Annotated in this window: 20 protein-coding genes; 6 read left to right on the plus strand and 14 right to left on the minus strand. The window is 40.1% G+C overall.

The window, feature by feature from the left end; translation table 11 throughout:
* The first annotated feature begins 91 nt into the window (after nt 1-91).
* Nucleotides 92-814: a nitroreductase family protein gene (locus ACRZ9O_RS04280; protein ID WP_459456688.1), complete on the plus strand. Its 723-nt coding sequence runs from the start codon at nt 92-94 to the stop codon at nt 812-814.
* On the opposite strand, the gene priA is transcribed toward ACRZ9O_RS04280, so the two are convergent.
* The 12 genes from priA to sucD all read right to left on the minus strand — a co-directional run bounded on the left by priA (nt 811) and on the right by sucD (nt 14,804).
* On the minus strand, nt 811-3,294 hold the full coding sequence (priA, locus tag ACRZ9O_RS04285) for a replication restart helicase PriA (RefSeq protein WP_459456689.1): 2,484 nt from the start codon (nt 3,292-3,294) through the stop codon (nt 811-813). The genes ACRZ9O_RS04280 and priA overlap by 4 nt on opposite strands.
* The gene (gldD, locus tag ACRZ9O_RS04290) at nt 3,285-3,869 is read right to left on the minus strand and encodes a gliding motility lipoprotein GldD (RefSeq protein ID WP_459456691.1); all 585 of its coding nucleotides are present in this window, start codon (nt 3,867-3,869) and stop codon (nt 3,285-3,287) included. Before gldD ends, priA begins: the two co-directional genes overlap by 10 nt.
* Before the next feature lie 6 nt (nt 3,870-3,875).
* A complete protein-coding gene (locus ACRZ9O_RS04295; RefSeq protein WP_459456692.1) occupies nt 3,876-4,637 on the minus strand; it encodes a lysophospholipid acyltransferase family protein in 762 nt (253 codons plus the stop codon).
* Nucleotides 4,638-4,666: 29 nt separating this feature from the next.
* On the minus strand, nt 4,667-6,142 hold the full coding sequence (gene pyk / locus ACRZ9O_RS04300; RefSeq protein WP_459456694.1) for a pyruvate kinase: 1,476 nt from the start codon (nt 6,140-6,142) through the stop codon (nt 4,667-4,669).
* A gap of 97 nt (nt 6,143-6,239) precedes the next feature.
* Entirely contained in the window at nt 6,240-7,172 is a 933-nt protein-coding gene (gene porN, locus ACRZ9O_RS04305) for a type IX secretion system ring subunit PorN/GldN (protein WP_459456696.1), read from the minus strand.
* A gap of 4 nt (nt 7,173-7,176) precedes the next feature.
* The gene (gene porM / locus ACRZ9O_RS04310) at nt 7,177-8,766 is read right to left on the minus strand and encodes a type IX secretion system motor protein PorM/GldM (RefSeq protein ID WP_459456698.1); all 1,590 of its coding nucleotides are present in this window, start codon (nt 8,764-8,766) and stop codon (nt 7,177-7,179) included.
* Between the two features lie 2 nt (nt 8,767-8,768).
* Nucleotides 8,769-9,506, minus strand: a complete 738-nt coding sequence (gene porL, locus ACRZ9O_RS04315) for a type IX secretion system motor protein PorL/GldL (RefSeq protein WP_459456700.1) — start codon at nt 9,504-9,506, stop codon at nt 8,769-8,771.
* Nucleotides 9,507-9,532: 26 nt separating this feature from the next.
* On the minus strand, nt 9,533-10,663 hold the full coding sequence (gene porK, locus ACRZ9O_RS04320; protein ID WP_459456702.1) for a T9SS ring complex lipoprotein PorK/GldK: 1,131 nt from the start codon (nt 10,661-10,663) through the stop codon (nt 9,533-9,535).
* 150 nt (nt 10,664-10,813) lie between these two features.
* Complete coding sequence (locus ACRZ9O_RS04325) at nt 10,814-11,806, minus strand: PorP/SprF family type IX secretion system membrane protein (RefSeq protein ID WP_459456704.1); 993 nt, start codon at nt 11,804-11,806, stop codon at nt 10,814-10,816.
* Nucleotides 11,807-11,867: 61 nt separating this feature from the next.
* Nucleotides 11,868-12,647: a uroporphyrinogen-III synthase gene (locus ACRZ9O_RS04330; RefSeq protein WP_459456706.1), complete on the minus strand. Its 780-nt coding sequence runs from the start codon at nt 12,645-12,647 to the stop codon at nt 11,868-11,870.
* Between the two features lie 86 nt (nt 12,648-12,733).
* Nucleotides 12,734-13,855 carry a hypothetical protein gene (locus tag ACRZ9O_RS04335; RefSeq protein ID WP_459456708.1) on the minus strand — a complete coding sequence of 374 codons (1,122 nt, stop codon included), beginning with the start codon at nt 13,853-13,855 and terminating at the stop codon, nt 12,734-12,736.
* Between the two features lie 70 nt (nt 13,856-13,925).
* Nucleotides 13,926-14,804, minus strand: a complete 879-nt coding sequence (gene sucD, locus ACRZ9O_RS04340; RefSeq protein ID WP_459456709.1) for a succinate--CoA ligase subunit alpha — start codon at nt 14,802-14,804, stop codon at nt 13,926-13,928.
* 143 nt (nt 14,805-14,947) lie between these two features.
* Here sucD and recN point away from each other — a divergent pair, with 143 nt between their 5' ends.
* The 4 genes from recN to ACRZ9O_RS04360 all read left to right on the plus strand — a co-directional run bounded on the left by recN (nt 14,948) and on the right by ACRZ9O_RS04360 (nt 18,058).
* Entirely contained in the window at nt 14,948-16,609 is a 1,662-nt protein-coding gene (gene recN / locus ACRZ9O_RS04345) for a DNA repair protein RecN (protein ID WP_459456711.1), read from the plus strand.
* On the plus strand, nt 16,606-16,986 hold the full coding sequence (locus tag ACRZ9O_RS04350) for a hypothetical protein (protein ID WP_459456713.1): 381 nt from the start codon (nt 16,606-16,608) through the stop codon (nt 16,984-16,986). Before recN ends, ACRZ9O_RS04350 begins: the two co-directional genes overlap by 4 nt.
* Before the next feature lie 55 nt (nt 16,987-17,041).
* Nucleotides 17,042-17,575, plus strand: coding sequence for an SCO family protein (locus ACRZ9O_RS04355; protein WP_459456715.1), 534 nt, complete (start codon nt 17,042-17,044; stop codon nt 17,573-17,575).
* Between the two features lie 108 nt (nt 17,576-17,683).
* Nucleotides 17,684-18,058 carry a c-type cytochrome gene (locus ACRZ9O_RS04360; RefSeq protein ID WP_459456716.1) on the plus strand — a complete coding sequence of 125 codons (375 nt, stop codon included), beginning with the start codon at nt 17,684-17,686 and terminating at the stop codon, nt 18,056-18,058.
* On the opposite strand, the gene lptC is transcribed toward ACRZ9O_RS04360, so the two are convergent.
* Both lptC and ACRZ9O_RS04370 read right to left on the minus strand, forming a co-directional pair.
* A complete protein-coding gene (lptC, locus tag ACRZ9O_RS04365) occupies nt 18,055-18,507 on the minus strand; it encodes an LPS export ABC transporter periplasmic protein LptC (RefSeq protein ID WP_459456718.1) in 453 nt (150 codons plus the stop codon). The two genes, ACRZ9O_RS04360 and lptC, sit on opposite strands and share 4 nt — an antisense overlap.
* A 99-nt stretch (nt 18,508-18,606) precedes the next feature.
* Complete coding sequence (locus ACRZ9O_RS04370) at nt 18,607-19,914, minus strand: hypothetical protein (RefSeq protein WP_459456720.1); 1,308 nt, start codon at nt 19,912-19,914, stop codon at nt 18,607-18,609.
* A 97-nt stretch (nt 19,915-20,011) separates the two neighbouring features.
* On the opposite strand from ACRZ9O_RS04370, the gene ACRZ9O_RS04375 reads away from it, so the two are divergent.
* Nucleotides 20,012-21,088 (plus strand): mechanosensitive ion channel family protein, encoded by a 1,077-nt coding sequence (locus ACRZ9O_RS04375; RefSeq protein ID WP_459456722.1) that lies wholly within the window; start codon nt 20,012-20,014, stop codon nt 21,086-21,088.
* Nucleotides 21,089-21,284 lie beyond the last annotated feature (196 nt).

The following is a 21,284-nucleotide window of genomic DNA, read 5'->3' on the forward strand; positions in this document are numbered from 1 at the left end:
TAAATGTGGGTTAATATTTTCGAACCACAAAGGTAAGCAAATCAGAGGCAAAAGCAGGGATTTTCTGCTATATTTGGCATAAAAAAGAGAAATGCTTTCAACACAATTCGAAGAGATAATTCAGAAAAGACGTTCCAATAGACGCTATGACCCCACCGTTAAAGTGGATGATGCAGTCATCGAACGAAGCTTACAACGTTCCATTTTATCCCCTAACAGCAGCAATATGCAGCTTTGGGAGTTTTATTGGATCAAAAGCGAAGAAGAAAAGAAAGCATTCCACCAGCTTTGTTTAGGACAATCTGCGGCAAAAGATACCGCTCATATGGTGGTATTCGTGACCCGTCAAGACCTATGGAAACAAAGAGCGGCTTGGAACTTAAGTCGTGTAACCGATACCATCGAAGGCGAACTGACTAAAATGCAAAAAAGGGGCCTAGAATACTACGGTAAGCTTATTCCACTTTTATACCGCAATGATATCTTTGGCATTTCTACTTTCATTCGCTGGAACATCTGTTTCTGGATGGGCTTGAGAAAACCGATGATGCGTTTTGGCGGTAAGGCAGATCAACGCGTTATGGTACATAAATCCTGTGCTTTAGCGGCGCAAACCTTTATGTTATCAATCGCCGCTGAAGGATTCGAATCTTGTCCTATGGAAGGATTTGATGCTCAGCGTGTAAAGAAACACTTAAATCTACCTTCAGGAGCAGAAATTAATATGATCATCTCTGTGGGTAAGGGAACGGAAGAAGGAGTATGGGGACCACGTTTTAGAGTTCCGTACGAAGAAGTCGTACACGTGCGTTAATTGCAGTCTACGTCTACAATGATTTGAACGCCTTTGAAAGCTGGCTTTGTCGTGAGGGTATCTAATTCTTCGCGAAGCAGCTTTTTAAAGGGCGCTAAAGCCACTCCTTTCTCGAGTTTAATCAGAATTTCCATCGCATATTGATTCCGAATCCGTTCGATTAAGGGTTTCTCAGGGCCTATTACGCGACCATTCCCAAATTTGGCCTTCAATAATTGCCCTAAATCCTTCGCCGCCGTTTCCACATTACGTGCCTCGTAATGCCGCATGACTAGCTTAATCAAACGAGTGAAGGGAGGATAATGATAGCCTTCGCGCTCGATCATCTCATCCGCGTACAATTGCTCATAATTCCCTTCCTGAATGTAGGTAAACAGGCGATGCGTAGGTTGATTCGTTTGAATGTACACCTGGCCCTGCACCTCACGGCGACCAGCACGACCAGCTACCTGGGTGATTAATTGGAATCCTCTTTCGTGTGCTCTGAAGTCAGGAAAGTTGATAATTTTATCTGCATCAAAGATTGCAACTAACGATAAACCCTCAAAATCAAGCCCTTTCGCTACCATTTGAGTGCCTACAAGAACATCCACCTGCCCCTTTTGGATTTCCGTTATCAAGGTATTAAACGCCGTTTTAGAACGTGTCGTATCTAGATCCATACGAGCTACACGTGCCTCTGGAAGGTGCAATTGCAATTCTTCTTCGAGTTTCTCCGTACCATAACCCATGGTTTTCATTTGCGCGGAACCGCAGGCACCACACCGGTGAATTAAGGATTCGTGGTGACCACAATAATGGCAGCGTAATTCTTGCTCGCGGGCGTGGTAAGTTAGCGAAACATCACACTGGTGACAGGTCGCAATCCAATCGCAGTCTTGGCATTGGAGATAAGGGGAATAGCCGCGACGGTTTTGGAACAATAAACTTTGCTTTCCTTGCTTCAAATTCTCTGCTAACACCTCTATTAATTCCACAGAGAATCCGCCTTTCATCTGCTTCATCCGGTTCGCATATTTCGTGTCGATCAAATGCATCGCCGGCAATTGTGCCGCCCCAAAACGTTCTTTTAAGACTACGAGACCATATTTATCTTGTTTGGCCTGATAATACGTCTCCATTGACGGCGTCGCAGAACCCAATAAAACCTTCGCCTGTTGCTGATGAGCCAGGACAATTGCTACATCCCGCGCATGGTAACGGGGCGCCGGATCCGCTTGCTTGAACGAGGTCTCGTGTTCCTCATCAATAATGATCAACCCTAAATTCTTGAACGGCAGAAACACCGAGGAACGTACGCCCACCACAAAAGGATATTTGCCTTCCACGATAGATTTCCATACTTCTACCCGCTCGTTATCCGAGAATTTGGAATGGTAAATCCCTACTTGCTCCCCAAAAATCCGCTTCAAACGGACCACAATCTGAGTGGTCAACGCAATCTCTGGCAATAAATACAAGACCTGATCCCCATTTGCTAAGGCTTCCTGGATTAGCTTAATGTAAATTTCTGTCTTTCCCGAACCCGTGATTCCGTGCAACAACACGACATCCTTCTCTTGAAATTGATTCAAAATAGACTGATAGGCCTTTTCCTGTGGCGCATTCAAAGTAAAGGTGGATGGGACAAAGTTTTCATCCGCCTCATCGAAACGCGACACTATGACATCAAATAGCTCAAATACCTGATTCTTCACCAAGGTCTGCAATGAACTTTCAGACAAGCCAGCCTGACTAAAACTGTTTTTCGCCAGGCCTTTTTGATTCGTTTCAGGGCTTCTTAAAACCGGGATGTATTGCAAATAATGCAATAATATCGCCATCTGCTTCGGTTTCTCCTCCAGCGACTGGATTAGATCCGAGAGCGCTAATTTATCTTCAAGACTAGCAGCCAAACGTACTTTACGCTGCACTTTAGGCGTATAGCGATCCTTTAATTCATCAAAAATAATCACCGCATCTTTGCCTACTAAGGCCTTTATGAGGTGATAGGGGCTTTTGACTTCGGCGAATTTGGCTAACTCATCATAGGTCAATGCGCCTTTATCACGGATCTCCACATAGATGGTTAACTCTCTATCTGTCAATGTCTCAGGGCTCGAAAATTCTGGATTCGCTTGTACCTTCGATTGACTGGAAATCTTCAAGCCGGCTGGCAATGCAACTTGAAATACTTCCCCTGGATAGCACATATAATAATCTGCCACCCATTGAAAAAGGGCAATCTGTGAAGATGTCACTAAGGGAACATCGTCCAAAATCTCTAATAAATATTTCGCTTGGTATTCTTTAGGTGGACTGTGATGAACCGTGACAATCACACCGGTTAGGACTTTCTTCGTTCCGAAAGGCACCACCACCCGCAATCCAGGCTGAACAAATTCCGCCCATTCCCGAGGTACCCGGTACGTAAAATACCGAGGGATGGGAAGTGGAAGCAAGGCATCCACGAAAACCGTTTTCTCCTCCCCTATTTCCATCTCAAAGTCTGAATCAGGTGGATAGCATCTTTTTTTAGATACTGAATAACCGGAGCTAATGAATCATTTTTCGTCGCCGTATTAAAATAGACAGCACCGCGTAAATAATGTTTAGTACTATCTGTGACAATAAACTGGAAGGAAGTGGCTACTTCACCTTCTAATTCGATTACGGCTGCCTTCCGTCCACTGGTGGTGGTTATAAACCCTTCGTCTATTCTGGTAGCTTTCATTTGATGTTTGGATGCCAAAATATAAGAATCCCGAATCATCTTCTGCAGCCTCTTAGAATCCTGAAGAACAGGTTTATACGTTAATTGAATAAAGGCATCCCAACGAGGATAGTAAATATACATCCAGTGCGGCTCAGCAAAATAGGTCGTATCTCTTTTTACCTCTGCCCACTGAGAAACCTCAAAAGAAAAGGGATGGCCCGGCTCAAGCGTCCGGTATTGATGAGTTGGGATAGCAATTAAAGGATATCCTTTAGGTCTTGGTAAAGACGTGCTTTCTTCCTCAGAGGCAGTTCCACAAGAAAACAAGGTCATCAAAAAACCAAGGAGCAAAAGACGCATATTCGCTTATTTTAAACCGTAATACGCTAAGATAGGATTTTGTATGGATTCAAACACTTTTTCCCGTAAAACAGACAAATCTTCCATCGTTAAACCTAGGGTCTCTATAGGTGGATGAATCTCCACATGTAAAACACCTGGACGCATCAGTAAGGTGTCATCATCCATGATTTGGTGGTTATTATGAAAACTCATGGGAACAATAGGAACTTGTTGTTGAATCGCCATAATAATAGCACCGTCCTTTAGTGGACTTGCGAGGTAAGGGACATTTTTTGAAACAATCCCACCCTCTGGGAAAATAACAATACTTCTTCCTGATTGCAAAGCGCGAATAGAGCGATTTAATGAACTTGCTCGACTATTCTTATCTGCACGATCGACTAAAATATTCAAACTAGCATATAAATAGCCAAAAAGTGGAATCTTCTTCATCGCATTTTTCCCCACAAAGGAGAAATACTGGCGAATAATCACCACCACCACCGCAATATCAACGTAGGAGAAGTGATTCGCACAGAAAACATAGGTTTGCTTCGGATCTGGCTTAAAGTGATGCGTCACTTTTATGCGGATTCCCGCAAAAAGAAAAAAGAGTTGCCCCCACAGCCCGACAAGCCGATGAGCAACTCTTTTCCAAGATCGTCTTTGTAAGAAGACAAAGATCAACGGATATAATAACAAAAAGATCAGAACAAATACGAACCCTGCCCAGAAAGTGTATAGCCCTTTTAAACTAGATGAAAGCAAAGAACTTTTGTTTTTCATAATCTAAACGAGCGTCCTAAAACTAGGATTTACTCTACTACACCTAATTGAACTGTATTTGTTTTCTTGTCTTGATTCGCAGGAACCGATAATGTCGTCACGAAGATATCTCCCTTAGACAACAAGTTATCTTGCTTTAATTTGTCCACCATCGCTGCCACTGTTTTCTCTGCGTTACCAGTACCTGGATCGTAGAAGAACACACGCGCCCCCCACAATAGGCCCATCGTAGACATTAATTCTTTATTCGAAGTAAAGACAAACAAATCTGCTTTAGGACGGTGAGCCGACAAACGGAACGCCGTATAACCTGAATTCGTAATACATAAAATCGCTTTTGCTTTCGAGTCACGTGCTAAACGACATGCACCTGCGATTAAACGATCTTGTAATCCCACATTTTCAGAGGTAGAAGCACTTAACGAGTGATTCTTGAAGTAAATCGCTGCCTCATTTCCTTGTACAATTTCAATTTCATTTTGTTGTTGCTCCACGACTTCGTGAATGTGCGCCATCGTTTCTACTGCTTTCACTGGATAAGCTCCTGAAGCCGACTCACCACTTAACATCGTGGCAGAAGCTCCTTGCAATACGGCATTCGCTACGTCAGACGTTTCAGCACGCGTAGGCACTGGATTTGTAATCATGGATTCTAGCATCTGTGTCGCTACGATTACTGGCTTACCAGCAGCAGTACACTTCTCCACCATTACCTTTTGTAAATAAGGAACAACCGCTCCATCCATCTCCACACCTAAATCACCACGAGCTACCATTATGGCATCCGTCGCAGCAATAATCTCATCTAAATTATCAATCGCTTCTGGCTTTTCGATTTTCGCGATTACACGCGTATTCTTACCGTATGCCTTAATTTTCTCTTTAATATCCCAAATATCACTCGCCTTACGAACGAAAGAAAGCGCTACCCAATCCACTCCATGATCTAGACCAAAATACAAATCAGCCTCATCCTTAGGAGTCAAACAAGGTAAAGAAACCTTTGTACCTGGTAAATTAATTCCCTTTTTTGATTTCAAAATACCTCCATAAATCACCTCAGTGATTACCTCTTTCTTTACTTTATCTACTGAAAGTACTTTAACTTCTAAATTTCCATCATCCATTAAGATGCGCTCACCTGGATTCACATCTAAATACATTGAAGTATAGGTGGTACCTACTTTTTCTGATGTACCTAATAGATTTTCATCCATCGCAAAAATCAATTGTTGCCCTGCAACTAAAGGAACCCCATTATTCTCCACTAATTGCGTACGAATTTTAGGACCTTGTAAATCTTGAAGGATTGTGAGATTCAAACCCATCTCCTCTGAAATGGAACGAATCGTTTTTAAACGTTCTAAATGATCTTCATGTGTCCCATGAGAAAAATTTAAACGAAAAACGTTAACACCTGCATGAGCTAATTGAATTAATGATTCTCTTGATTCTGATGTGGGACCTACTGTGGCTACAATTTTTGTCTTGCGTTGATACGACATAATATGGATTAGATTCTATTGACGCTGCAAGTTACATCTATTACACAAAAAAACCACCAAATGGTGGTTTAAATTGATATTACAAGAGAAATACAGCTTAGTATTCCCAAAGACTACTCTCCATTTCAAGTAGTTTATTTTCGATCATTTGAGACTGCAATAAACTTTGTCTCTCCCCACCGAATAGATCAGATAAGAACTTGTCTTCGATATTACCTGTCTTCACAATACGTGCGCTGAACAATCGCAAATCAAAAGCATAAGCCATGTTTTTGTGCTGAAGATCATTCTGTGCATTGTACCAAATACAATCCGGATTATTTTTAAATAATTCGTATAAATCCTTGTATTTAAAACTTGCTATTGGCTTATCAAATCCAGCGATCGTTTTAGAAGCAGGAATGATTAAAGAAATCGATTGAATATCAAAATAAAGGCGAGATCTCAAACGATCAATAATGGCATCTTCTCTAATTTCAATAATAGACAAATCCTTTGCAAAATAGTAATCTGCTTGACTTGAAACGGGCTTTTCAGCAAAAGCATCCGTAGCTGGCGCAGCAGCATCCTCCTTTTTAGCTGGTGCTGCAGACCCCCATCCATCATCACCACCACCGGCTGGTGAAGCTGACTTAGCTGCAGGTGTAGCCGCATTTTCATCCCCAAAACCGGCAGATCTTTCTGCTTCAGAAAGTCCACCACCTCCTAATGACTCCTCTATTTTTAAATTATCGTTAAACTGCTCTAACGTTAATTTAACATTTAATGAATCACTCTTGTAGGGAGTTAAAATTCCTGCACGCACCCAATCAACTAAAAATTTAGATATCTGGTGATTAATAGAAAAAAATGGCTTATTGACTTTCTCATTTAAATCCATTCTTCTCCATAAACGTAAACGATAATGAATGTCTTGCTCCTCGATAGGATGAGCAGAATTAACATTAGATGGCTTCTCTTGACCAAAAACGGTAAAGTTAGCAGCTAATAATACACACAAGAAAAGTTTATTCACCCAATTCATCTTCATTCGATTAATTTAAAGGAATATTTTTAACCATATTGAAAGGAATAGTCTCAACAGATCCCTTAAAGTTCTTTCTTTGAACCTCCTTGATTTCTATGTAGTAACGATCTCCTGCTTGTGCTTGTTGTGCAAGCTTAGTAATAGATCCAGAACCCGGCAAAGTCATATCATCTACCTTTCTTTGTCCTCTAGCTAGCGCTATATATACTTGAGTTACTCTAAAATTAGCATCTTCCGGATTAGTTGTTTTAAATGACTCTTCCGCAATTGCTCTAGCATCAATGGAACGAAGTCCTGTCGCAGCAGCACCTCTCTTTTCGTCTAATTCAGAACCATTTCCGAACACTTTCACATCTGGTCTTGGTACACGACGAACACGGAATGTTTCTTTACCTAATAGTGTTCCACCGTTATTTACGTTGAGAGTTACTGTAGCCGAAGACGGCACTACTGTAACCTTACCTTTATTAGATCCTGCGATTGCTTCACCGCCATCAGCCGTAAAGGTAGGATTCCAAAGTGCTCCTAAACCTGCACTAGCAACACTTAAACGATTAGCACATCCTAAATATAAGGCTGGCAAAGTACCTGTTTCAATATTGTATGTAGGTTTCAAAACAAAGTATTCCTTCGTAATAGTTTCTGTCTTAGGACCCGCAGGACTCATGTAAGAAACAGAGGCCGTGTAAGTCTTCTTCGCAAGTCCATTCGCATCGTATCCTCCGCCTGAAGTTTTGAATTTAATTTGACCACGACCATCAACAACCTGAATAGAAGCGCCATTGTAACTCATACGAGGGGTAAACCCGCTAGATGTAGCTGCTATAAATACTTCAGCTTGGTATTCCATACCAGCTACCACTGTATTTGCATTCGCTGATACTTGAGCAAAAACTTTATCAAACTTAATCTCCTTAGCTCCAACTTTGGCCGCTAATTGATTTAAAACCTCGCTTTCATATCTGCGAATTTCCGACTGCTTTTGACTTAACGTGGCTAAAGCCGCAGCGACAGGCGTATGCTCAAAATTTAACTCAGCAAAATCCTTATTCGCCTGATTGGCATCCTTACTCACACTAGGATCGTCTTTGGCGGCTAAGGCTAAAGGAGGAAACTTAGTACCTGGATCAGCTACGGCTAATAATTCTTTAATGAATTTATCAAACATAGGCATTAGCTTGTAGGCTTCACCTTGTTTGGTGCCACCAACCATTATTTCATAAATCTTTTCCTCTTCCTTCGGATTTTTGATATTACCTGTTTCTGGATCAATACCACCAGCTGATTCTAATACCTTTCCTTTCAAATTTTCAATGTGCCCCACTAAAACGTCCGTTGTTTTTCTAACTTCATTCGCTTTTTTCAACACATCTGCATAAGCTGCTGGATTGGGTAGATCCTTAATTCTCTCCTCAATTCCTTGCACCATGCCTTTACTCTTATTCAAAGATGATTGATTTGCCAACTCCAAACTGCTATTCAACAGGGCAAATTTTTGCAATAAAGCATCACTCACTTGCAATGCTAGCAAGGCGGTTAACACTAAATACATCATCCCGATCATCTTCTGCCGGGGGGTTTCTTTTAAACTTGCCATAATTAGCCTTTCATAGCCGTTAACATACTACCATAAACCTGATTCAAAGACTGAATATTTGCATTTAATTTCGCTAATTCGGCCTTAAATAATTCAGCATCTTTTTGAGTAGCTGCAATATGTTCTACACTCGTATTTACATTACTATAGAAACCATTAATCGCTTTCATGTGCTTGCTAGCCTCTTGAATTTCTGCTTCATAAACTGAATTCAACTTCTCTAAAGAAGCTCCAGCCTTGGCATAATTCTGTGTATACTTAGCTGCCTCTACAGAAGAATTCGTAATAGCTGATAAAGACTGAGATGCATCAGACACTGATTTGTTTAATCCACCTAAAGATTCAGCTGAAGAGTTTAATGACTTCACAAAATCCTGGGTAGCACCCGTTGCCTTCGAAATTTCAGATAAACTATTAGCTGTATCTGTTAATGACTTTAAGCTCTTAGTTAGGTGAGCTACCGCCTCAGAATCCAAGCCTGGAACATCACCTGTATGACGAGCAGCAGCAGGACGAGCCTCGCCTCCCGCTAATTCAGGATAAACCTTTTCCCAATCGTAATGTTTTTCCTCTTTAGACTTCAAATAAATAACTCCAAATAGAATAAAGATAGCTGCTTCGGTAAACATTCCCACCATGAGCATCTCATTCGCACCAGACCAGTGTAAGATCTTAAATAAGGCACCTACAATTACAATAGCTGCACCAAAACTGGCAATAACATTAATCGATTTTTCCATGTTAATTAATTATTTTCTCTTTTCAATTATTTGTTAGGCGCCTTCCCTAAATACCTCATAGAGCAACGGAAACCTATATATGATCTTTTTTGACTTTCCATTTCATGAACGCGAGAACCTGTCTCTAAATAGTAAGCAAAATCCTTCCAGGATCCTCCTTTAACTACTTTACGGGGCTCTTTAGCATCTAAATTAACGGGGTTTGAATCCCAGTTTAGTACCGTTGAATTTTCAGAATATGAATCCTGTACCCACTCGGCAACATTACCTGCCATGTTATACAAGCCGTAATCATTAGGTGTGTATGCATTAGCTGGTGCAGTATAGGCATAGCCATCTGCATCAAAATTACCTCGTCTTGGCTTGAAATTAGCTAACAAACAGCCTTTAGAGTTCGTTAAATAGGGATTACCCCAAGGGTATTTAGCCGCAGCCTTTCCTCCCTTCGCAGCCCATTCCCATTCGGATTCCGTAGGTAATTGAATGGAAGGCATCGCGTATTTTCCCTCTTTAGAACGGTAATCATTTAATATTTTTGTACGCCAAAGCGCAAAATACTTAGCAGCCTTCCAGCTTACACCCACAACAGGATACATATCAAAGGCTGGACTAGCGAAATAATTCTCAGTTAATGGGTCTCCATTGTGATAAGAGAAATCCTTTTTCCAAACCGTCGTATCTGGATAGTAATCAGACATAATACGCTCCTCTCCTAAGACAGAAACAGAATCTCTTAAAAGTGAATTGGTAAATTGACGGTATTCGTTATTTGTAATTTCGGTATCATCCATGAAAAAGGGCACTACTGTGACCCTACGGTTAAAATTAGCGACAGATGCCGTGACATCTTCATCGGCTTGACCCATGATAAAACTTCCTCCTGGCACCAATACCATACCAAATGGAGAAGGTTGACTCCAACCCTTTCTTGTCGTTGCGATAATCTCACCAGACATTAGACCTGGATCATCCTTAGGGCCTTTTTTTGATAGAAAGCTAAAGAAACCGCCTAGAGGACCTTTTTTCTCCTTACCTTTCTCACTTGATAGTGATTTACCGTTGCTAGGCGCTTTCTTAGAACAACTAGGCATTGTAAATAGAACAGCTAACAAAAGAATTACCGATAAAAACTTAATCTCAAAAATTCGAAAATTCATATTCGATTATTATAGTAATTAGGTGAACGAAAATAATGTAAAAAAATTGTCTTCATCATTCTCAACTCACACAATCCCTCAAATTTAAAAGTTTTTTAATGAATTTATTATTATTAATCAAAAAACTTAGCTCTTAGAATTTTATATAAACTATAAAATTCTAAACCGTGGAGTACGAATAGGAGTCACTTTACCTTTCTTAATTCGTTCAGGTATTAGGTACCTGATGGCTATCTCATGAGATAGTGTCCTCTTGGCCAATGAATTAGATAAAGCTAAATCCAAAGAATAACCTATATCTAATTTATTATCTAAAATGGACACCCCCAATAATCCCATGGCAGCATCTCCATGTCTATAACCAGATCCTACATAAAAAAGTTTATTATAATAGATTCTAGCACCCGCTTCTGGAACTAAATTTCCAGAATATGCTCTCAACAGGCCATAGGGAGAAACATCAAAGTAATCATTCAAAGGAATCTCAGCGCTTCCATTTAAGGAATAGACTTGTTCTAAAGGCATTAAAACAGAATAACCTTTAAAGGAGAAATTAGGGGAATTTATATGATCTACAGCAATCCCGACTTGCCAATTAGACTTTGAATAAAGAATTCCTACACCAAAATCAAGAATAGCTTGACTTGCCGTTGAACCTGAAAATAAAGATGTAACTGGATCATTGGGATCTCTTACACGAAAAGAGCGACCATCGAATGTTTTAGTTTGAGTTCCGGCAGAAAATCCAAAGGACAAAGTGCCCTCACCTTTCGTTAAATGATAGGCTCCTAAAACCTTAAAAGATTGTTGAGATACTCCAGAAGGGGTCTTGTCTGAATAAAATAAAACACCTACCCCCACCTTAGGGGTAACTCCAAATGAGCTAGACACCCAGGTAGTTCCTAAATTCCCTTCTCCATCAGTGGTAGACGCATAACCAGACCATTGATCACGGAATTGCACAGCCACATAATTAGACGATTTCCATCCTGAAAAGGCCGGATTAATCAAAGTAGAATTAGCAGAAAAAATACTGAATTGCGGACTTTGTTGCGCAAATATGGGTGAAAAACAAACGAATAAAAGGCCCACAAGAAGGAGGGGATGGCAAGACGTTTTTAGGATACTCAAGCTGCGTTTCATTCGTTGGATGAAAATAGGTAGGCTAAAATAATAAAAAAGCCTCATTGAAGAGGCTTTTTTATTATTTATTTACTTGCTTAATATAATGTTCAAGAGCTCCCGTCATTGAAGGAGCATTCGGCATGGGCGCTTGAATATCAACAATTAAACCTGCATCGACTACAGCTTGTGCTGTTGTGGGCCCAAAAGCAGCTAAACGGGTATTATTTTGCTTGAAATCCGGAAAATTTTGAAATAAAGAAGTAATTCCTGAAGGGCTGAAGAAAGCAATTACATCATAAAATACATTCTCTAAATCAGATAAATCAGCAGAAACAGTTTCGTACATAACTGCTTCCGTAATTTGGAAATCATTTGTGCCCATGTAGTCTGGAAGATCTTTTTGGCGCTTATTAGAACACGGAAACAAAAATTTCTCTCCCTTATGTTTCTTGATAATTTCTAATAAATCTAGCGCTGTCTTCGTACCAGTAAACACCTTACGCTTACGAATCACAATATATTTTTGCAAATAATTCGCCGTCTGTTCCGTAATGCAGAAATACTTCATATCTGTAGGAACTTCCTGCTTTGCCTCTTTACACATACGAAAGAAATGATCGATCGCATGACGGCTCGTGAATATGATAGCTGTATGCTGTAGTATTTCAATTTTTTGCTTTCTGAAATCTTTATATGCAATCCCTTGTACTTCAATGAAAGGTCTAAAATCTACCTTTACATTATATTTTTTTTCAATTTCAAAGTAAGGTGATTTAGCATCAGCGGGCGCAGATTGAGTAACAAGAATACTCATTACTTTCTTTAAACGACTCGTTTCTTCGGTTGCAGTTTTACTCATAATCAATCAATTTTGACCGGAAAATCACCAGCCTTAAAATTCAGAGTGCAAATATACGACAATTTTTTACAGAACTTTATGTTGGTTTAGATGTAAGAAGGAAAAATTAATTCCCTGATACCAAACAAGATAATCTGACCTTCGATGATAAGAAGGTAGATAAATAGAAACAACCGTGGGAAGGAGAAACTTCGCTGAAAGCTTTGGAAAAAATAAATAAATCGAAAAAGAAAATAGAAATCGACGATGTATAGAAAGGGTCTAAAATCAATCGCTGTAGCAGGGCCTACGTAAACAGCATAAAAGCAAAGCCCGGTAAATAGAAGTGTAAAGAATTGCAAATTTGTTTGAAGAGATTTAAAATAATGAACATTAGCTAAGCCCTTCAATTTAAATAGATCTGTAAATAAATAATTGACAAAATAACGAGAGATGAACAGTAAAAAAGAGAGGAACAGTTTCGAAAAAATAAAGAGAACACTTGGCCAAATCGTTACAAAATTATCCGCGTTACTGAAAAACTCATCCTTTATTGCCGTCTTAAAACCCGTCAAATAGGCCAAACAGGCAGTAATTAAACTCAATGTAAATAATACCAAGAGATTAGGCAAAGCAAATGGGCGTCTCATCCATACCTCATCCTTCACCTCCCACCTAATCCAATCTGCATAGCGATAGAAAAAGGTAAATACACGCGGGTAAGCAGAGAATAATAGACCCAGACAGGCCATCACTGAGAGTATACTCAATAAAAAGAAATTAGAGAAGGGAGCTCCCGATCTTGTTTGAAGCGAAAAGAAATCAGTTTTTTCTGCCTCAACTACTTTTTCGTTGCGTTCTAAAGAGAATTCACTGGGTAAACCTTCCAAATTTTCTGAATATACGGTTAAAATAACCTTCTGCTTTAAACTATCCAGCGGAAATCGAAAGGTCACCCCTTTCTTCAAGTCCTTAAACAAGGCACCTTGTAAAAAGAGATGATAATTTTCTGTAGGGGTAATCGCCAAATAAGCTTTGGGGAAATTCTGCGGATGCAATTCCAAGGACTTCGAATGGTAATTATAATGTTTCGATGAGACGTAAGGCAAGAAACTTTTCCAAGCTTCCTGGTAAACTAACCAATCGCGTTCAAAGGAGTATACCTTCTTCCAGGCAGCCTGACTGGTCCCTGCAAGCAATAATAAAGCCCATAAAAAAAATCTGCTCATCGTTTTCCTCCAGGGAATTAAATGAGCAGATTTTAATAAGAAAGGAATCATTCCTTGAAATTAATTCAAATTACTTAGCTGATAAGGCTTTGATCATCGTCTCGCCAATGTCAGCTGGAGAGTAAACCACATGGATTCCGCACTCTTGCATGATCTTCATCTTCGCTTCTGCTGTATCATCAGCACCACCGATGATCGCACCTGCGTGACCCATACGACGTCCTTTCGGAGCTGTTTGGCCAGCAATAAAACCAACGACTGGCTTGCGGTTACCATCTGCTTTAATCCAACGAGCCGCTTCCGCTTCCATACCGCCGCCAATCTCACCGATCATCACGATACCTTCTGTTTCTGGGTCGTTCATTAATAATTCAACTGCTTCTTTCGTTGTTGTCCCAATGATAGGGTCACCACCGATACCGATCGCCGTTGTTTGGCCTAAACCTGCTTTTGTTAATTGATCTACCGCTTCGTACGTTAATGTTCCTGATTTAGAAACGATACCTACACGACCTTTCTGGAAGATAAAGCCCGGCATGATACCTACTTTACATTCGTCAGCCGTCATAACGCCAGGACAGTTAGGTCCGATTAATCGAGTCTCGAAGTTCGAGATATATTCTTTCGCCACAATCATATCTTTCGTAGGGATACCCTCCGTGATACAAATAATGACTTTGATTCCTGCATCCGCAGCTTCCATAATCGCATCCGCAGCAAATGCGGGTGGAACGAAAATAATTGATGTATCAGCTCCTGTAGAAGCAACTGCATCCGCTACTGTATTAAAAATAGGGCGATCTAAGTGCTTAGCACCACCTTTACCTGGGGTAACTCCCCCTACCACCTGGGTTCCATACGCGATCATTTGCTCCGCGTGAAAAGTTCCCTCAGTACCTGTGAAACCTTGAACAATAATTTTTGAATTCTTATTTACTAAAACACTCATTTGCTAGGGGTTATAATAACGTAGGCGAAAAATTTTTCCAAAGGTACAAAATATTGATAAAAATTATCAAAAAGCTGATTGATGAACGAAATAAAAATGGGAACAATTTTTTTTGCGTAAATTCGAACTTTGATGCCTTTCCCATGTTGAAGCACCTTCACATCCAAAACTACTCGTTGATCGAACAGCTCGACCTGCATTTGACAGGTGGTTTGACTGTGATTACAGGAGAAACGGGTGCCGGAAAATCCATCTTATTAGGAGCCATCTCCTTATTATTAGGCCAAAGAGCAGACAGCAAAAGCCTTTTCGATGCCTCTAAAAAATGTATCATCGAAGGTCAATTCTCACTTGTGAATTTCCCGCATTTACAAACCGTATTTGAGGAAGAAGAAATCGATTTTGAAGAGCCCTGCCTTATTCGCAGAGAAATCAATCCACAAGGAAAATCACGCAGCTTTGTGAATGACACACCTGTTACGCTTGAAACACTAAAGCGAATCGGCAATGAATTAGTCGACATTCACTCACAGCAAGATACCTGGTGGATGTCTCACCCTGATTTTACGCTGGATATGGTGGACGCTTATGCGCAGAATGAAGCATTGAAAAGGGCCTATGTTTCGGCATTTTCGGACTGGTCGTCCAGCGTTTCCGCTTTGCGCACTCTAGAACAAGAGTCCACTAAGGGAACCCAAGAATTAGATTTCATCCAATTTCAATTTGATGAATTGAGTAAGGCACAGCTAAAAGAGGACGAATACGAAGTCTTGGACACGGCCGTACAAAAACTGCAAAACGCCGAACAAATCCAGGAAAAGCTGGCCGTTTTAGCTCAGGCACTAAGCGTCTCAGAAGTTTCAGCGCTACATCAGAGTAGAATTGCTTTGCAACAAGCTACCGCATTGAGCAAATGGGGTTCCACTTTTGCGGACTGGAAAACACGCATAGAATCCATTTGGATCGAATTAAAAGATTTAGGTGCTGAAGTCGAAGGCGAGGCGGAAGATTTTGTTTACGATCCCATAGAATTAGAACAAAAACAGAAACGGTTAGACTTGCTCAATCGTTTATTGCAAAAATACCAAGCGTCCACGGTTTCGGAATTATTGACATTGGTTGAATCGCTTGATGTTCGCCTTTCTCAATTTTCTTCGATGGATACGTTATTAGCTGAAGCCCGAGAGCGAGTGGATGCTGATTTCAAGCTGGCGGGTTTAGCGGCGGAAGCTTTATCTTCTTCTCGCTCTGCGGTTTTAGACGCGATATCCACCTCGCTTATCGTTTCTTTACAATCCTTAGGTATACCGAATGCGAATTTAGCTTGGGAGATGACGGCCAAAGAATTAGCTGCGAACGGCTCTGACAAAATTCAATTGCTTTTCTCTGCGAACAAAGGTTTAGCCCCTAAACCATTCAAGCAAATTGCTTCAGGAGGCGAAATGAGTCGCTTAATGCTTTCGATTAAGCATTTGCTGGCGAAGAAAAGAACCTTGCCTACGTTGATTTTGGACGAAATCGATACCGGTGTTTCCGGAGAAATCGCCATCAAAATGGGTCAAATGCTCAGTCAAATGAGTCAAGGGCACCAAATCATTGCCATCACCCATCTCCACCAAATCGCAGCAGCGGGATCCAAGCACTGGTTTGTCTACAAAGATCACGCCGGATCGAAAACTGTTTCGAACCTTCGTGAGTTAAAAGAAGAAGAACGTGTAGAGGAAATAGCTAAAATGATCGGTGGTCAACAAGGTTACAAAGATCTATTAGCTAATGTTAGAAATTTAATCCAATCAAACGCATGAAAAAATGGATCGCTCTTAGCCTAATTTTAGTAGGCTGTTCTCAAGCAGAAGAAAAATTAAGTGAAGAATTACAAGCCAAAGTGCTCGGATTGCATGATATTTTAATGCCCAAAACAGAACAAATCGTTTCTCTTAAATCTCGACTAGACAGCTTGTCTACTGGTGCAGATTCAACACACATCCGCAAACTGATTAGCTCTTTAGACAAAGCAGACAAATCGATGATGGATTGGATGCACCAATTCTCCATCGATAGTTTAGAAAAAATGGATGTGAGCACCAAGGTGATTTACCTCAAGAACCAATACACCCAATTGACTGAACTACAAAAACTGACAGATTCTACACTCAATGCAGCACAAAAATACCGTCCTTAGTTTACTGCTTTCTGTTCTTCTTTTCTCCTGTTCACAAGAGAAGAAATTACCTTTTATGGGCCCTAAACAGGTGAATGCGAAAGGCGATACGGTATATCACCAAATACCTGCCTTTCAATTCCTAAATCAAGATTCAGTACTGGTAACCGAAAAAGACGTGGCAGGCAAAGTGTATGTAGCTGATTTCTTTTTCACCACCTGCCCTACTATTTGCCCTAAAATGAAAACCCAAATGCTTCGCATTTATGAGCGTTATAAAGAGCGCGACGATGTACGAATCATTTCACACAGCATTGACCCAGATTTCGACAACACCTCCGTCCTGCAGGATTATGCTGCACGATTACAAGTGAAAGCCCCTAAATGGAACTTTTTAACAGGGGACAAGGCTGCCATTTATACCTTAGGCCAAAAAAGCTATATGGTTTCCGCTCAAGAAGACCCGAACGAGGCTGGTGGATTCGTTCACAGCGGCGCCTTCATTTTAGTAGACAAAAACAGGCATGTCCGAGGTATCTATGATGGGACCGTGGAAACGGAGGTTAATCATTTGTTGGAGGATATGGAGGTACTTTTAAAAGAACAGTAAAATCCGAAACGGATTTTACTGTTCTTTTAACATAAATACCAAAGTTCAAAGAGCAAAGATCAAATACAGCTCTTTGAACTTTTTTCTTTGGACTTTTAACTTTGAAATATGAAAAATTATATCGCTATCGCGTTCATCGCATTTTTCTTCTTCTCTTGCTCAACCAAGGAAGAAATCACCCAACAGCAATACTCTGTTGAAGGAATGGCTCTATATCAAACACATTGTGAGAATTGCCACCAGGCAGATGGATCAGGATTGCGTGATTTGTATCCCTCCATTCAGAAAACAAAATTAAGTCCAGAGGTTTTGGCCTGCTTACTTAAAAATGGAAAGAAGGGAAATGGATTTATGCCTGCTAATGCTAAACTTCAGGCATTAGACATTGCAGAATTGATTACGTACATGCGTGAAAAATGGGATGGCAAAAATCAGATTTATCCTGTAGACAGTGTGAGACTAGCGCTAAAAGACTGTCGCTAATTCGTAGGCATTCCTTCTACTGCCACCACGGAATTGCGTACGTGTCTCAAAGAATAAGTGGAAAAATCTTGGGCGGCATCAAGACCTACCCCATTGACTAATTCAGATCGGGTTCTTAATTGAACCGGTTTATCAGTAAATATACGTTTTTCAGAAACCAACCAATTGAACTCATCGGTATTCAGGGTTTCTTCCTTTTCAATGTTGTGAATAACTACGTGACCAATAAGTTTATAGGTATTTTTTACACGATAATAATGGGCTGAGTCACCTCGAACTTCGGAGGTAATCTTTCCCTTTTTATCATAAAACCAAAGCTTAACTTCTTTAGGATAAACCCGATCTTCAGTAGCTAAAGTCCATTGTACATCCGTCACCATTCTAATTACTTTTCTAGCAGAATCAGAATAAACCATATCAATGCCAAATAACTCAGATCTCGGCCCCAAATAAAAAGCTTTAGAATCATCGTTCTTCTCGCGACAGGAAAAAAATGCGCAGGTAATCAAGAGCAAAAAGAGTAGGCTCGAATTGCGCATGAGAGCGAATTAGTTTATTTTCTGCTTTTGGAACCAAAGATCACTAAAGGTTAAACCCAAAGTTATCCTGTGATATTGCTCCTCCAGCCCATTTTCAGTGATCAAACCACGACGACCCACTTGATAAGCGATATTAAGAAGGGATAGATTACGAAGCGGCAAGGCAACTCCTAAACTAAAGTTCTTATCAATGGCATAATTCCCGTTACCTAAGAAATCATAAGGGGTTTTCTCAATGGAACCTCCCATTCTATATGTAACCCGTTTGAAATAGTTCGAAATAGACTCGATATCAGGAGTATATTCCCCGCCTACAGAAACTTTGTGAGAAGTAGGCAAAGAAGTAGAGCGACCTAAATTATTGGAAACTTTACTCCAATCAGTGTACGAATAATCTAGCCCGAACATATAATTTGCTATTTTTTCTACACTAACACCAAAACGCTTAGTTACCGGAATTTGCTGTACAATAACAGTCGATTTATCTAAAGTATCCGCATTAATAATATTTAAACCAGAAAGATCAAACGTTGCAAACCGCTTCAATTGATCTGCATTAACCGTAGAACTCAAATCAAGAGTAGCCCCTAAATTCAAGAAGATATCATTCTTTAACCTGTGTCTATAAGCAAAACCAGCCTTAAATTGGAAATCAGAATAAGAAGTCAAATCTTCTAATTGCACTTTATAGTATTGCCCATCAGACAAATTCTGTGTGGCTACATTTCGATTTACCTGACCAAACAAGTAATCCATTTGTAAGCCTACATAAAACTCCTTGCCTAATCGAACACCATTTGAAATCGACACTTTACTGACCCCTCCACTTCCTTTATAAGAATATATCAAACTATCAACACCTAATAAATTAAGTCGGCGAAACGATTTCGTCTCATATTCCACCGCCGAATGAGGACGAATAGCTATGGACATCGTCCAGCGTGACGTAACAGGTAAAGTCAAATTCAATGACTGATAATTACCGCCAAAAATCTTTTGTTGTTGACGATAATCTTGCAATGTTTTGTATTCCGTATTTACCCCTACCTCTAAATTCGTATACCGGTTTCTGGCTAACAACGCAGGATTAACCGTATTAGCATATATACCATTCGAGTTCGAAACTCCGATTCCACCCATCATCAATTGAGTAGCATTATCTCCGGTCTGAATCTCTCCCATGCCTAAATAAGAATACGGAGAATTCAAAATGGTTTGCGCCCAAACTATAGGAGACTCGATTAGAAATAAAACGATTAGCAGATAACGAAGCGTTTTTATAAAGGTTGTAGGCTTATCCAAAGAAATAAAATTCATAGAATTAAAATCTTCCCTCACGGGAATAATAGTGTGCAAAGGTCGTAATTTTATTTCACATTCGACTAAGATATTAGCTATATTTGAATTCAAAATTATGGATAAAATGATTGAAGATTTAAAAAATGGGATCTATTTAGATAATTCAGCATGGGACATAATCCTTTTTGGAGGAATTATGTTAATCAGTTTTATATTAAGACGTTTTTTTTCTAATTCATTTTCAAAAATAGTTTATCGTTTTATTCCAGAAGAATCAATCTCCATTCAAGATTGTGTTCAACTCATTCGAAAACCATTTGAGCTACTCATATTTTGGATCTTCTTGTATTTTGCAGTCCAAAATTTACACGTGCCATCCGCCTGGAATATTGTGCCGATGGAAAAATTTGGCCTACTGTACCTCATTGAAAAAGCCTTCGAATCTGCCGTTATTTTCACCATTACTTGGGTAGTAGTCCGCTTAATGAAGGTGGTTATTTTAGTCGCCCAAGAAAAGTGGAACGGTGCAGACCAAAAATCCAAACAACAATTCATTCCCTTCCTGAACGACCTATCCATGGTCTTTATTATCACGGCAGCTGGATTTGTTTTCCTTGGTCGCGTTTTTGAAGTAGATGTAGTGGCATTAATCACCGGTTTAGGAATTGGAGGTTTAGCCTTAGCTTTAGCAGCGCGAGAAACGCTAGAAAATTTATTTGCCTCATTCACCATCTTCTTGGATTTACCCTTTGTTGTAGGTGATAATATTCAAATAGGGTCCATCAGTGGAGATATAGAAAAAATTGGATTTAGAAGCACACGAATCAGAGGTGCGGATGGCAATCTAATCCTAGTTCCTAATCGCCTGCTCACCTCACAATCACTCGAAAACATGAGCGAACGTGATTTTAGACGTGCTAAATACACGATTCTTTGTGAATTAAATACTAAACCTTCTCAAATAGAATCAGCCATTGCTAGCATTGATGCACTTATTCAAGAAGAGCCTTTGTGTAAGAAAAAAGCTCCGAAGGTGATCTTTGAAGGATTTAGCGCTTATTCCATCGATATTTCGGTGACTTATTTTGTTCAGACCAAAGACTTCGCAAAGTTCCAAGCGACAAAACAAGCAGTCAATTTAGGGATACTGAAGGTGCTGGAGAAGGAGAAGATTGTGATGGCGAGGTCGTAGCGGCCGCAGGCCGCGACGACAGTAGTCAGTGGACAGTGGACAGTCGTCAGTAGATAGATTAGAGAGTATAGAGTATAGAGTAGAGAGTATAGATTAAAGCATAAAGAATAGAGCATAAAGCATAAAGATGGGATCCCCTGCGGGGATGAATTCAGGAACTATTTCCTTTGAACTCGTTTCCTTCTGACTAATTCAC

The sequence above is a fragment of the Aquirufa sp. HETE-40SA genome, from assembly GCF_054558635.1.